The sequence below is a fragment of the Gammaproteobacteria bacterium genome, assembly GCA_011375345.1.
In the GTDB taxonomy this organism is placed as follows: Bacteria; Pseudomonadota; Gammaproteobacteria; order DRLM01; family DRLM01; genus DRLM01.
The window spans coordinates 14,748-27,552 of sequence record DRLM01000020.1; the positions used below are offsets into that span (position 1 = coordinate 14,748).

Annotated in this window: 13 protein-coding genes; 8 read left to right on the plus strand and 5 right to left on the minus strand. The window is 63.5% G+C overall.

Annotated features, from left to right (window positions below):
- Positions 1-56: 56 nt before the first annotated feature.
- The 5 genes from cyoE (at position 57) to ENJ19_01770 (ending at position 5,308) form a co-directional block, all read left to right on the plus strand.
- Positions 57-974, plus strand: coding sequence for a protoheme IX farnesyltransferase (gene cyoE / locus ENJ19_01750; protein HHM04451.1), 918 nt, complete (start codon positions 57-59; stop codon positions 972-974).
- A gap of 120 nt (positions 975-1,094) precedes the next feature.
- Positions 1,095-2,174 carry a heme A synthase gene (locus tag ENJ19_01755; protein ID HHM04452.1) on the plus strand — a complete coding sequence of 360 codons (1,080 nt, stop codon included), beginning with the start codon at positions 1,095-1,097 and terminating at the stop codon, positions 2,172-2,174.
- Positions 2,175-2,179: 5 nt separating this feature from the next.
- Positions 2,180-2,740 carry a GyrI-like domain-containing protein gene (locus tag ENJ19_01760; GenBank protein HHM04453.1) on the plus strand — a complete coding sequence of 187 codons (561 nt, stop codon included), beginning with the start codon at positions 2,180-2,182 and terminating at the stop codon, positions 2,738-2,740.
- A 27-nt stretch (positions 2,741-2,767) separates the two neighbouring features.
- A complete protein-coding gene (locus ENJ19_01765) occupies positions 2,768-4,159 on the plus strand; it encodes a cytochrome C oxidase subunit I (GenBank protein ID HHM04454.1) in 1,392 nt (463 codons plus the stop codon).
- Positions 4,160-4,315: 156 nt separating this feature from the next.
- Positions 4,316-5,308, plus strand: a complete 993-nt coding sequence (locus ENJ19_01770) for a serine/threonine protein kinase (GenBank protein ID HHM04455.1) — start codon at positions 4,316-4,318, stop codon at positions 5,306-5,308.
- A gap of 151 nt (positions 5,309-5,459) precedes the next feature.
- Here ENJ19_01770 and ENJ19_01775 read toward each other — a convergent pair whose 3' ends face one another.
- Positions 5,460-6,620: a hydrolase gene (locus tag ENJ19_01775; protein HHM04456.1), complete on the minus strand. Its 1,161-nt coding sequence runs from the start codon at positions 6,618-6,620 to the stop codon at positions 5,460-5,462.
- Here ENJ19_01775 and ENJ19_01780 point away from each other — a divergent pair.
- On the plus strand, positions 6,576-7,616 hold the full coding sequence (locus ENJ19_01780) for a dihydroorotase (protein HHM04457.1): 1,041 nt from the start codon (positions 6,576-6,578) through the stop codon (positions 7,614-7,616). The genes ENJ19_01775 and ENJ19_01780 overlap by 45 nt on opposite strands.
- Here ENJ19_01780 and ENJ19_01785 read toward each other — a convergent pair.
- Positions 7,613-8,605 carry a TraB/GumN family protein gene (locus ENJ19_01785; GenBank protein HHM04458.1) on the minus strand — a complete coding sequence of 331 codons (993 nt, stop codon included), beginning with the start codon at positions 8,603-8,605 and terminating at the stop codon, positions 7,613-7,615. The two genes, ENJ19_01780 and ENJ19_01785, sit on opposite strands and share 4 nt — an antisense overlap.
- Between ENJ19_01785 and ENJ19_01790 the strand changes: the two genes are divergently transcribed.
- Positions 8,604-9,236, plus strand: coding sequence for a ribonuclease T (locus tag ENJ19_01790; GenBank protein ID HHM04459.1), 633 nt, complete (start codon positions 8,604-8,606; stop codon positions 9,234-9,236). The two genes, ENJ19_01785 and ENJ19_01790, sit on opposite strands and share 2 nt — an antisense overlap.
- A gap of 311 nt (positions 9,237-9,547) precedes the next feature.
- On the opposite strand, the gene ENJ19_01795 is transcribed toward ENJ19_01790, so the two are convergent.
- Together ENJ19_01795 and ENJ19_01800 are read right to left on the minus strand one after the other, a co-directional pair.
- Positions 9,548-9,877, minus strand: a complete 330-nt coding sequence (locus ENJ19_01795) for a hypothetical protein (protein ID HHM04460.1) — start codon at positions 9,875-9,877, stop codon at positions 9,548-9,550.
- Positions 9,878-9,961: 84 nt separating this feature from the next.
- On the minus strand, positions 9,962-10,951 hold the full coding sequence (locus ENJ19_01800) for a DUF4124 domain-containing protein (protein HHM04461.1): 990 nt from the start codon (positions 10,949-10,951) through the stop codon (positions 9,962-9,964).
- A 384-nt stretch (positions 10,952-11,335) separates the two neighbouring features.
- On the opposite strand from ENJ19_01800, the gene ENJ19_01805 reads away from it, so the two are divergent.
- Positions 11,336-12,295 carry a glutathione S-transferase family protein gene (locus ENJ19_01805; GenBank protein HHM04462.1) on the plus strand — a complete coding sequence of 320 codons (960 nt, stop codon included), beginning with the start codon at positions 11,336-11,338 and terminating at the stop codon, positions 12,293-12,295.
- A 375-nt stretch (positions 12,296-12,670) separates the two neighbouring features.
- Here ENJ19_01805 and ENJ19_01810 read toward each other — a convergent pair.
- A partial coding sequence (locus ENJ19_01810; protein HHM04463.1) for an ISL3 family transposase occupies positions 12,671-12,805 on the minus strand: 135 nt, incomplete at its 5' end.

A 12,805-nucleotide genomic window follows, 5' to 3' on the forward strand; every position in this document is an offset into this window, starting at 1 on the left:
CTGGCGGACCCGCGCAGGGTCCGCCTTTTCCGCCCGTGAACCGAGGGTCTAACGTCATGCGCGCACTGAGAGTCCATCCGTCTATCTTCCACAAACCGCTGGCAACGCACATGCCGGCAACAGTGAAACAGCTTTACGTGTTGAGCAAACCCCGCATCATCAGCCTTACCCTGGTGGCCGCCTGCGCAGGGATCTACGTGGGGAGCCAGGGTGCCCTGCCGCAGTGGCCGGTACTGCTGTGGACCCTGTCCCCGCTGGCCTTGATCACGGCCGGCGCCTGCATGCTCAACAATGTCTACGACCGGGACATCGACCGCCTCATGACGCGCACCCGCGAGCGTCCCCTGGCCCGGGGCGATCTGGCGCCGCGCCGGGTGTTGGTCGTGGGGCTCTTGCTGATCCTCCTGCCACTGCCACCCATGGCGATGAAAGTGAACATAACGACAGCCGCACTGACCGCCGCCGCCGCATTCGGCTATGTGGTCATCTACACCATGCTGGCCAAACGCCGCACCCCCTGGGCCAATCAGCTGGGCGGCATCGCCGGCGCCCTGCCACCGGTGATCGGCGTGGCGGCCGTCAGCAATGCGATCACCCCCGACGCCCTGGTTCTGTTCGCCCTGATGGCGGTATGGCAACAACCCCACGCGCTCACCCTGGCCTTGAAATATCGTGCCGACTACGCGCGGGCCGGCGTGCCGGTGGTACCGGTCGCCAAAGGCGTGGCGACGACGAAACGACGCATTTTCATCTACAGCATCGTGCTGCTGGCGGTCTCCCTGCTGCCTTATGTCACAGGCATGGCCGGCGCGGTGTACCTGCTGACCGCCACCGTGCTGGGTCTGCTGTTCAGCGCCAGAGCAGCGCGCTTTTTGCTGTCCCGGCGGGACTGCGACATGAAGTTGTTTTTCTTTTCCCTGCTGCACCTGGTGGCGTTGTGCATCGCCCTGGTCCTGGACTTCGCCCGAATATAAGCGATGACCGGTCCCTGGCGGGACCATGATTCATCGCAGCACGCACTGCTTCATCCTGGCCGGGATAATTTTCCTGCCGGCACCCTTGTGCTCTTGCTCGGAGAAAAAAGAATGAATCTGATGACCTCCGCACTGACCCGCAACCGCCTCACCGCAGCCACCCCGCCCAACAGGGCCGTCGCCGTCTGGCTGCTGATCTGCTGCACCGCCATCTTCGCCATGGTGGTCCTGGGCGGTGTGACACGCCTCACGGGCTCCGGCCTGTCCATGGTCACCTGGGATCCCCTCACGGGGGTGTTGCCGCCCCTGAACCAAGGCGCCTGGGAAGAGGCTTTCCACCGCTATCAACAGTTCCCCGAGTTCCAATACAAAAACGCCGGCATGGATCTCAAAGGCTTCAAAACCATCTTCTGGCTGGAATACGCCCACCGCCTGCTGGGACGCAGCATCGGCCTGATCTTTTTCATACCCCTGTTCTACTTTTCTGTCACAGGACGGCTGGCGGGGCATTTGCAACGCCAAGTCCTGGCGATCTTCGCATTGGGCGCAGTGCAGGGACTCGTGGGCTGGTACATGGTCCAAAGCGGGCTGGTGGACAACCCCCACGTCAGTCAGTACCGGCTCGCCGCCCACCTGGGACTCGCCTTTATCATCTATTCCTCTGTTTTGTGGCTGGCGCTGAATCTGTTTTTTCCACCCTCAAAGCACCGATCACCCGGCGCTTCGCCAGCGCTCAAACGGCTGTCCCTGGCAACGGCCGGAGCGGTATTCTTCACGGCCCTGTCCGGCGCCTTCGTCGCCGGCCTCAAAGCAGGTTTTATCTACAACACCTTTCCCATGATGGGTGACCGCTGGCTGCCGGAAGAACTGCTCGCCCTCTCCCCCGCCTGGCGCAATGTGTTCGAAAACGCGGTAACCGTGCAATTCGATCACCGGCTGCTGGCGCTCACGGTGGCGGCCGTCGTCCTCGCGCTGTGGAAGCGGGCATACAAAGAACGTGTGAACGCTCGCGCCCGACTCGCCGCAAACCTTCTGCTCACCGCCGTGGCGCTGCAACTTGCTTTGGGCATTACCACTCTGTTGCTGGAAGTGCCCGTGGCCCTGGGCGCCGCCCACCAGGCCGGCGCCCTGGTGTTGCTGACCGCGGCCGTGTTCGCCGTTCACGCCGTGCGCGATGATGACGGTATGCTGTCCGGATAAAACCCATGGCCCAGACTCAACGCGAAGATCCACCCAACAAAGTGCTGGTACTGGCCGTCGCCGCCTTGCTGCTGTCGGTGGTGGGCAGCGCGGCGATACTGGCTTATCTGGGCCTGTTCAACGCGGTAACGGTACAGCACTATTCGGCCCCCGCCTACCGTATCGCCTATCTGGATCACACCGGCCCCTACGAGGACTTGCAGGATGTCTTCGACAGGGTGGCCGGACGCCTGCACCAGGCCCGCATCACGGCCCTCGCCCCCTGCGCCCTCCTTCTCGACGACCCTTCCGTGGCAGCGAAAAACGAGTTGCGCAGCAAAATCGGCTTCCTCGTCGACAACGGTGTGTCATTACATGGCGATATCCATGTCCTGCACATCCCCCCACGCGAAGTGGCGCGGGCCCGTTTCCGGGGCAGCCCCGTGATCGGGTCGTACAAAGCCTACGCCGCCATGAAGCAGTGGGGCAACGACCACGGCTACACCCTGAGCCTGCCCGCTTTTGAGATTTATCACGACGATGGCGAAGTCGAATATCAACTTCCCGTCACAGCACAACAACGGTGACAACAGGCAACACTCAAGGTCTCGGCCATGCAACACAACAAAGTGAACCACTATGAACTGGAGACACCCGGGGACGCATCGCGCCGCCTGGCCACAGGCTGGCTGCTGCTGGCCATCGCCGCGCTGGTCCTGGGCGGCGTGCTGACGCTGTTGATCGTGCTGTCCCGAACGCCGGGCATTCAGACTCTCATGCCCTGGAACGATTTTTTCCACACCGCCATTGTGGTGCACGTGGACCTCACGGTGCTGGTGTGGTTTCTGGCCTGCGCCGGCATGTTGTGGAGCCTGACCGGCACCGCCTGCTTCATCCGCCTGGGCTGGTGGGCCCTCTGGCTCGCCGCCGCGGGCACCGCGCTTTTCACCCTGGCCCCTTTTATCGGCGCCGCTCAGCCGCTGATGAACAACTACGTGCCAGTGTTGCAGAACCCTGTTTTTCTCTTCGGCCTGGGTCTGTTCGGATCAGGCATCACCCTGCTGGTGTTGCGCGGCCTGCTCACCTTGCGCCCCGTGGGCCTCTTGACCCGGGCCGGGGGGGTCTTGCGCTTCGGCTTGTTTTGCGCCGTGCTGACTGCCGCCGTGGCCCTGGCGGCCCTGGCCACCACTTACCTGTCCCTGCCGTCCACCCCGGGCGGCCGGGCCTATTTTGAACTGCTGTTCTGGGGCAGCGGCCATGCCCTGCAGTTCACCCATTCCCAGTTGATGCTGGTGGCGTGGCTGGTGCTGGCCGGCGCCGCCGGGGTGCAGCACGGCTTGGGGCGCGGCCTCGTCCTAGCGCTGCTGGCACTGGGGCTGGCGCCAGTGGTGGCGGTGCCATGGATCTATCTCCGCTACGAGGTCACCACCGTGGAACACATCACCGCCTTCACCCGGCTCATGCGCCACGGCGGCGGCGCCGCACCCCTGGTAATCGGCGCCGCGCTGGTCTTCGCTGCGCTGCGCTCAAGACGCGAACTCTCGTTTACACCGGCGCTTTCCGCCTTGTTGTGTTCCATCACCCTGTTCGGCGCCGGGGGGCTCATCGGCTTCCTCATCAGCGGGGTCAATGTCACCATCCCGGCCCACTATCACGGCGCCATCGTCGCCGTCACCCTGGCCTTCATGGGGTTGGCTTACCATCTGCTGCCGCGCCTGGGCTACGCGCCAGCGGCGCTCAAACCCGCCGCCTGGCAGCCCCTCATTTACGGCGGCGGCCAGTTGCTGCATGTGGTGGGACTGGCCTGGTCCGGCGGCTACGGGGTGCAACGCAAAACCGCCGGCGCCGCCCAGCACCTGGACTCGCTGCCGGAAATCGCCGGCATGGCCCTGATGGGGCTGGGCGGGCTGATCGCCGTGATCGGGGGGGTGCTGTTTTTGCTGATGGTGATCAAATCCCTGGGGCAGGGGCCCTGCCACGCTTCCGGCGCGGAGGCGGTGGTCTGAGCCAGCGCCACGCCGGTTGCAAAGACCGCAGCGGGCACCGATGATGGCCAGGGGAACCGCTCACGTTGTTCCCCACCGGCCGGCACATCTCGGGTAAACTCACCGTGCGAGACACCCCGTACCCTGTGCCCCCCGGCGCCCCTGGTGGTAACCCCCATGCACGAGATCCCCCCCGGCTACCAGAGCCTCTCCCCCGACCGCATCCTGGACGCGGTGGAAAGCACCGGCGCGCGCTGCGACGGCCGCCTGCTGGCCTTGAACAGCTACGAGAACCGCGTCTACCAAGTGGGCACCGAAGACGGCCCACCGCTCATTGCCAAGTTCTACCGGCCGGGACGCTGGCCCAATGAGGCCATCCTGGAAGAGCATGCTTTCGCGCTGGAACTGGCGGCGCGGGAGATTCCCGTGGTGCCGCCCTTGCGGAACGAGGCCGGCATCACCCTGCATGAGTTCGACCACCACCGCCTCGCCCTCTACCCCCGCCAGGGCGGCCGCTGGCCGGAGCTGGACAAGCCCGGCAAGCTGCTCTGGCTGGGCCGTTTCCTCGGCCGCATCCACGCCGTGGGTGCCATTGCGCCATTCCAGCACCGGCCAACGCTCACCATCGAAGACTTCGGCGACGCCTCCTGCCACTATCTTCTGGAAAACGGTTTCATCCCGGCCGAACTCACCCTCGCCTACCGCACCCTGGCGGAAGACGTGCTCAAACAGGTGCGTGCCTGTTGGGAGCGTGCCGGACCAGTGAGCCTGATCCGCCTCCATGGCGACTGCCACGGCGGCAACATCCTGTGGTCCGGGGCCGGCCCCCACTTCGTGGACCTGGACGACGCCCGCATGGGTCCTGCGGTACAGGATTTGTGGATGCTGCTCTCCGGCGAACGCCGGGACATGACCATGCAGTTGTCCGAACTGCTGGAAGGCTACAATGATTTTTTTGATTTCAACCCGCGTGAACTGGCGCTCATTGAAGCCCTGCGCACCCTGCGCCTGCTGCACTACGCCGCCTGGCTGGCCCGGCGCTGGAAAGACCCGGCGTTCAAACAGGCGTTTCCCTGGTTCAACAGCCCGCGCTATTGGGAAGAGCAGATTCTGGCGCTCAGGGAGCAGGCAGCAGCGATGGACGAACTGCCGCTGGCTTGGCATTATTAACCCGGCAATTAGGATTGTCGGGTTAATAGCGCGGCACAGGGATGTGCCGCCACTGGCGCAAGTCAATGCGAGCCCGCGAAATACCAGCCATTTCGCACAATGGCGCCCGTATTTCGCGGGCGGCAATCAAACAGGTCAGGAAGGCTTTTTTTCAAGCGTTAGTGCCGGGCCGGGGGACACCCTCCCCGCTAGAACCTGAGCCCCTCCCCAGGTGAGCGGTGAGAAAGGCCCGGGCCCGCCCCTCCGCCCAGTACACCGGCGCCCACGGCGGACCGGCGACGAAACCGGCATGCCCGCCGTGGCGGGACAACTCCAGCCGCACCGCCGGCCCCAGCGCGCTGGCGGACGGCACGATGCCGGGGGGCATGAAGGGGTCGTCCTCGGCGTGCAGCACCAGGGTGGGCACGACGATGGCCTTGAGGAAATGACGGCTGCTGGAGCGGCGGTAGTAATCCTCCGCGTCACGAAAGCCGTTCAACGGTGCGGTCAGTCGTTCGTCAAATTCCCGCAACGTGCGAATGCCGGCGAGACCGCGCCCATCCACGGGCAGGGGCAGGCGGCCCAGTTTGCGCCGGGTGCTCCATTTGAGGCAGCGCAGCAGGCGCCGCTGATAGATGCGGGCGAGACCGCGATTCAGGCAATCCACCGTGGCACCCAGATCGAAGGGCACCGAAACGGCCACAGCGGCGGCGAGCAAGGCCTCTTCCCCCTCTTCGCCCAGGTATTTGAGCAAGACATTGCCACCCAGCGAATACCCCACCGCCGCCAGCGGGACACCCGGCTGGCGCTCGCGCAGGACCTGCAGGCAATGGCGAAAGTCAGCGGTATCGCCGGAATGATAGCTGCGCGGCAGGCGGTTGGGTTCCTCGCCGGCGCCACGCAAATGCATGAGCACCGCGCGGAAACCCCGGCCCGTCAGGGCGGCCAACATGCCGGACGCATAGTGGGAACGGATGGATCCCCCCAAACCGTGGAGCACGACGACGATGGGACCGGCGCCGCGCCCCGCCCAATGGAGCTCGATGAAATCACCGTCGGGCAGCACCAGCCGTTCACACCGTGTGGCCAGGCGAACCCGCGGCCGGAAAAAATTGGGCCAGATGGTTTGCAAATGAGCGCCCGGCAGCCACCAAGCCGGCTGGAAGCTGCTTTTGGCAACACCCGAACACCGCTTCGCCTCACCTTGTCCCAAACCAAGTCCCCCGCAAGCCTGCCGCAAACGGTGGCATAATGACCCACCCCGCCCCCACTGTGAAGCACAACGAGCATGCAGACCCTCACCCTTGCCCGCCCCGACGATTGGCACATTCATTTGCGCGACGGCGCCGCCCTGGCCACCACGGTACCCCACGCCGCGCGCCAGTTCACCCGCGCCATAGTAATGCCCAACCTGCAACCACCGGTGGTGACGACCGAACAAGCCCTGGCCTACCGTGCACGCATCCTGGCGGCGCTGCCGGACGGCGCGAACTTCGAACCCCTGATGACACTGTACCTCACCGAGCGCACGCCGCCGGTGGAAATCGCCCGGGCCCGGCAAAGCGGCCTGGTGCACGGCATCAAGCTTTATCCCGCAGGCGCCACCACCCATTCCGAAGCGGGCGTGACCGATTTGAAACACTGTTACGCCACGCTGGAGGCCATGGCGGAGGCCGGCATGCCGTTGCTGGTTCACGGTGAGGTCACCGACACCGACAGCGACATTTTCGACCGGGAGTGTTTGTTCATTGAACAACGCCTGCGGGACGTAGTGGACCGGTTCCCCGGGCTGAAAATCGTCTTCGAACACATCACCACCCGCGCCGCGGCGGATTTTGTGTTGGCGGCACCGGAAACGGTGGCAGCCACCATCACTGCCCATCACTTATTGTTGAACCGCAACGCGCTGCTGGCGGGCGGCATCCATCCCCACCACTATTGTCTGCCGGTGTTGAAACGGGAAGAGGACCGCAACGCGTTGCTGGCGGCCGCCACCAGTGGAAATCCGAAGTTTTTCCTGGGCACCGACAGCGCCCCCCACGCGCGCTCAAAAAAAGAAACGGCCTGTGGCTGTGCCGGGATTTACACCGCGCCCTTCGCCCTGGAACTGTATGCAGAGGCATTCGAGCAGGCGGGCGCCCTGGACAAACTGGAAGGTTTCGCCAGCCACTTCGGCGCAGACTTCTATGGCCTGCCGCGCAATACACAACGCCTCACGCTGCTAAAGCAACCCCAGCCGGTCCCGGCGGAGTACGACTTTGCCGGCACAGTGGTAGTACCCTTGCGCGCCGGCGGACACTGCGCCTGGCGCTTGCAGGAAGGCTGTTAGTAGCGCACGGGCGAGACGCGGTAGCCCCGTTCCTTGAGCAATTGCAGCACACCGTCCCGCCCTGGCAGACGCAAGGCATCCACCACAATAAAGGCCGCTTCTTCTTCGATGCGCGGCAGCATGCGCTCCACCATGCGCACATTGCGTTGCCCAATGGTCTGGCTGCGAATGAGATGGCTGAGGCGGGCATCGGCGAAATCCAGATATTCCTTGCTCAACGCCGCAATAGCCTGGTAGTCGCCGGCGGTGTAGGAGCGCACCAGATGGGAGTTGAAGCGGTTCACGTCCTCATTGTGAGCCACCACGGCTTTGAGCAAAGCCACTTGATCTTCGACAGAGATATCATCAAACACCGACACCTGCTCATCGGCCGTTTCCAGACTGTGCACCGCCTTGCCTTCCTGCAACGCCGCCGCGTACAGGAACACATCCACAAACACACTCTTGTCCGTGCTCGGCATGGTCAGCGCCGTGAACACCACCCAGGGTTGCAAGCGGCTCAGCGTATCGGCCGACACCGAAAACGGTGCCATCGCCTTCGCGGTTTTGTCAAACCAGTGTTCGCCCAGGAGTTCGCGAAGATTGTGCCCGTCGCGCAGAAACATGGCGCGGCCCATACGGGCGGCCACGCCATGATCAGGCACCAAAGCCATGGAATAGGATCGTGCCCGGGTGAACGCCCGAATGACCGCCGGTGCCAGATGGGTGACCGCCGGATCCTCTGCCTGCACGCTGGCATAAACATAACTGGGCGCCAGACCGCTGCGCTGTACCTTCCACAACAAAGCGCCCTGTTCTGCCGGCAAGGACACTGCGTTCAAGTCCGACGACAAAGAGGAACCCGTGGCCGCGCTGACCGGCGCGGCAAACAGCCAGGCAATGATCAAGGCCCAGGTTTTGAATTTTGCATCTGTCATGATTTTCGGCTCCGTGACGCCGGCGATCCGGTTTGCAGCGGGTGACGCATACCCGTATGCTGTCACGCTCATGAACGCTTCGATCCCCGCGCTCGCCCAGCGCTTTCGCGCGTTTCTGCCGGTGGTGGTGGACGTGGAGACGGGCGGCTTCGACCCCAAACGCGATGCGCTGCTGGAAATCGCAGCGGTATTTCTGCGCCTGGATGAAAACGGGCGCCTGCACCGCGCCAACACCCGCGCCTGGCACGTGACACCCTTTCCCGGCGGCCGGCTCAACCCGGCATCCCTTTCGTATACGGGTATCGACCCCTACCATCCTTTTCGTGAGGCCTCGCCGGAAAAAGAAACGCTGGAGAGTCTGTTTCAGGAAGTACGGCGGGAAGTGCGGGACGCGGCTTGCAAACGGGCGATTCTGGTGGGACACAATGCGGCGTTTGATCTGGCTTTCATCAATGCGGCAGCGAAACGCTGCGGCATCAGGCGCAACCCCTTCCACCCCTTCAGCACCTTCGATACAGTGACCCTGGCAGGCGTCGCCTACGGCCAGACCGTGCTGGCCCGGGCCGTGGAGGCAGCCGGCCTGGCCTGGGACAACAACGAGGCGCATTCGGCGGTTTACGATGCCGGGTGCACTGCGGAGTTGTTCTGCACCATAGTCAACAGTTGGCCGACAGCACACCGCCCCGCCCCGGCGGACAGGTGAGCCGCACCACCGGACACCACGCCCTTCAAAGGGATGACGCCACCACAATCCCGCCCCTGCGCGGTGGCCAAGTGTTATTGACCCGGCAATCAGACAGCTCAGGACGAGCTGTCTGATTGCCGGGTTGATAGCCAGGGAAAGCCGGGGTGGGAACAGACCACCCCAGCCGGCGCAATGCCTTCGTTGATCACGGTGCAGGGGCCGTATAACTCAAGCAGCAGGGAAATAAGATGCGGTTCCCCGGGGCGACGCGGAGCCGGCCGGGCGATATTCAGCGCGCTGCCGCCTGATGGCGCCGCCGCCCACCGGCATCACGCCGGCTGCCATCCCCCTGAAAAATCGCGCAAATCCCGGGCCTGGATGCGGCGTTCCGCGATGTCGAGCAGGTCCAGTTCCTCGCCACTCAAGGATCGGGGACCGCGCCGGGGATCGGCATAACACCAGTGGCCGCGGCGCACCAAGGACCGCAGGGTGTCGATGATGTCGTCGAAACGGATGGTGTGCTCCCCCGCCAGGCGCTGGATATCCTCGGTGGTCAGGGGGCGGCCCTGGCGCCGGTATTCCTCGCTGATCAGGGCTTCCAGGGCCACGTCCCACTCGGGCACAGACACCGGTTCGTCGGAAGGTGGCAATAACGTCATAAGCAAGATTCCACGCAAGGAGGCCCCGAAAAAGCCGCGGGCCCCGGGCATACTCCATGCCGTTCAGTTTAGCACAGGGTACTGTTACAGCCGTTCCACATCGTAGGCCTGTTCGCGCAAACGGGCGACAATACCTTCCTCCCCCACCAGATGGGCCGCCCCCACCACCACAAAATAGGTGCCGCCTTTTTTCAGCAGGCCTTGTATGGCAGCGGTCATGCGCTCATTACGCCGGGTGATGAGCAGATCGTACAAATGACGGCTGCCTTCTTTGCGAAAATCTTCATTGAGCAATTTGTCGAGGGCGACCGCATCCGCCGCGCGCCAGGCAGCGATGGTTTGCGCCAGACGAGGCGTGCCCTGCTCGATGTCCTCCAATGTCATTTTCAACATGGATTCCTGCTCCGCCGCGCTCAATTGATCAAACAAACCCAATTGCCCGCCGATGGACTCCAGCTCCAACACGGGTTTGCCCCGCCCCCCCGCCAGCTTCAAAAAATAGCGGTCTACGCCCCACCGTTCGTTGTAGCCGTTCCGGTTGAGGCTGAGGGCCGTCAGCGTCATGGCGGCGAACCAGGGTTTTTGCCGGTTCAACAGCTCCGGCGGCACGCCCAGCTGCTCAGACACCCGCCGCAGCAAACGGCGCGTAGCAGGCGACAACTGCCGCGCCAGGGTTTGATTGCCGCTGTACATGGCTTTTTCGCTGACCACCCGCATCATGGCCGCAGGATCAACATTTTCCACATCGGCCTCCACCACCAGGGCATCGGCCACCTGAAAGGCGTCAGTGACAACACTGGGCAGGGGATACATGTCGTGGGTGCCAAAGTGGATGGAACCCATGAGGTACACCACGCCAGCGCCCGCGGTGGTTTTCCACAGCAACTGCCGGCCATCGCCGTGCGCCGCGGCATCCGGCAACACCCGCGCCCCGGCACAGGGCTGGTCCTGATAAACGACCTTACCGGCGGCAGACTCACACTTGTAAACGGCGCCCCAGGCCGGCGCCAGGCCGGCGAGCAGTAAAGCCACCACCGCCGGCCACGCGCGGCCGGCGTGCTGCCAAAAACTCATTGACCTAGCTCTCCTTCAGCAACCATGACGGAAACCCCCAGTTACAGCCTTCCCCTCGCAGGCGCAGCCCGATACTGCCCGGCGCGGGAAAATCCGAAACAACCCAGCCAAACCGAATCTCAACGGCACCCAATACACTATCGGCTCCTGTTGCCGCACACTGCAAACACACCGCATCGCCGCTTGCGAAACGCAGGCGGCACTCCGCCGCGCGGCTTGTCCGCCACTGTGGCGCCGAAATGCCGGATACCGGGAAAGGCCGGCAAGGCACCACGCTCATGATACCAAGACAAAACAACAACAAAGCCTCATTCAGTGACTCTCTGGGCGGTCAGCCCGCCAGTCTCCCAGACCACATGTCTGAACTGGCTTGCATGGCCAACCATGCGGTCCAATATCAACCCGGAAATCAAACAGCTCGTCCTGAGCTGTTTGATGGTCAGCCGCCAAATCCGCCCGCCGTTTGGCGACATGGCGGGAAGTTCGCGGGTGCCAAGGCGGCACCTCCCCGGGGCCGCGACAGTAAGGCGACACGTTAAATTGCCGGATCAACAATACGGCTTCGGTCAGCATTTGTGCCCAGGCGCCTGGAACCCGCCGGGGAAGCGGAACGGCGCAATGCGTATAATCCTCCCGGGAGGGGAACCCGCTTTCCCCTGTTTTCACTACCACAGGGAGCACACAAAGGTGAGTCTGGACATCTATTGGGGCAGCGGCAGCCTTTATTCCTGGCGCGTTATTCTGATGTTGGAATTGAAAAGCATCGCCTATCAATCCCACTTGCTACAGTTCTTCCGGGGCGAGCACAAAACACCGGCGATGCTGGCACTGAACCCGCGGGGCAAGCTGCCCGTTTTGCAAGACGGTGATACAGCAGTGTGCGAATCCCTGGCCATCATGGCCTATCTGGAGCGCCGCTATCCCGAGCCGCCTTTGTTCGGCGTCACACCGGCGCAAACCGGCCGCATCTGGCAGGGTGTGTCGGAAGTGAGCAGCTACCTTGATGACAATGTCGTGGCCATGTTCTTCCGCCTGTTCGTGATCGGCGCGGACTTGGAGCGGGTGAAAAAGCGCGCCATGCGCGTGCAAAATGAACTGCCCCATTTCGAACAGCGTTTGAGCCGATCGGACTATGCCGCCGGAAGCACCGTCAGCGCCGCCGACATCATGTTGTGCACCGCCCTCGGCGCCCTGCTGCGCACCGCACGTTCCGACAAGGCCCAAGGTCTGGATCTGGGTTTCGACAGCTTCGATCAAACTTATCCTGCCCTCGGCGCTTATCTGGCACGCATGGCTGCCCTGCCCGCGTTCGAGCGCGCCTACCCGCCTCATTGGAAAACATGATCGACACTGCCACCGCGGCGCGCGCCCGCCGCCATTTGACAAATGGCCGATCCGGTCCCGGCCCGGCTCATCACAGCCAGCGATCGTGACTTCGAGTCCGACCACCAGCTCCGGCGCAAACCGCATTTCCATGCCCTGGCGGTTTCCATCATCAACCAACAATCGCCGGTCAAAGCCGGCTCAGCCATTGCCAGGCGAATACTGGCGCTGCCCGGCGGCCCTGCCGCGCCCTTGCCAGCCGTGTTTGTGGCGTGCAGGCAGTGGTTGACAACGACGCGTCCCCTCTTGCCCCCTCCCCCCCTTCCAGGGGGAGGATCAGGGTGGGGGGTGGAGCTTCTGCCCAAAGCCGATGTTGGGCCACCCTTTTATGCCTCATCAGAAAAATTCGTGGGTAGTTTTCGGAACGGGTAACGCACCAAGCGCATGATACAAAGCAATTTCAGCCGCATGATAGGTCCGAAAACCGTACGCTTTTCTGGTGGTCAGTTTTGCTTTGGTGTTGAAGCCCTC

Excerpts from the sequence above, each read along its gene's own strand:
- cyoE (HHM04451.1), top strand. The coding sequence starts at position 57 with ATGCGCGCACTGAGAGTCCATCCGTCTATCTTCCACAAACCGCTGGCA.
- ENJ19_01755 (HHM04452.1), top strand. The coding sequence starts at position 1,095 with ATGACCTCCGCACTGACCCGCAACCGCCTCACCGCAGCCACCCCGCCC.
- ENJ19_01760 (HHM04453.1), top strand. The coding sequence starts at position 2,180 with ATGGCCCAGACTCAACGCGAAGATCCACCCAACAAAGTGCTGGTACTG.
- ENJ19_01765 (HHM04454.1), top strand. The coding sequence starts at position 2,768 with ATGCAACACAACAAAGTGAACCACTATGAACTGGAGACACCCGGGGAC.
- ENJ19_01770 (HHM04455.1), top strand. The coding sequence starts at position 4,316 with ATGCACGAGATCCCCCCCGGCTACCAGAGCCTCTCCCCCGACCGCATC.
- ENJ19_01780 (HHM04457.1), top strand. The coding sequence starts at position 6,576 with ATGCAGACCCTCACCCTTGCCCGCCCCGACGATTGGCACATTCATTTG.
- ENJ19_01775 (HHM04456.1), bottom strand. The coding sequence starts at position 6,620 with ATGAATGTGCCAATCGTCGGGGCGGGCAAGGGTGAGGGTCTGCATGCT.
- ENJ19_01790 (HHM04459.1), top strand. The coding sequence starts at position 8,604 with ATGAACGCTTCGATCCCCGCGCTCGCCCAGCGCTTTCGCGCGTTTCTG.
- ENJ19_01785 (HHM04458.1), bottom strand. The coding sequence starts at position 8,605 with ATGAGCGTGACAGCATACGGGTATGCGTCACCCGCTGCAAACCGGATC.
- ENJ19_01795 (HHM04460.1), bottom strand. The coding sequence starts at position 9,877 with ATGACGTTATTGCCACCTTCCGACGAACCGGTGTCTGTGCCCGAGTGG.
- ENJ19_01800 (HHM04461.1), bottom strand. The coding sequence starts at position 10,951 with ATGAGTTTTTGGCAGCACGCCGGCCGCGCGTGGCCGGCGGTGGTGGCT.
- ENJ19_01805 (HHM04462.1), top strand. The coding sequence starts at position 11,336 with ATGCGGTCCAATATCAACCCGGAAATCAAACAGCTCGTCCTGAGCTGT.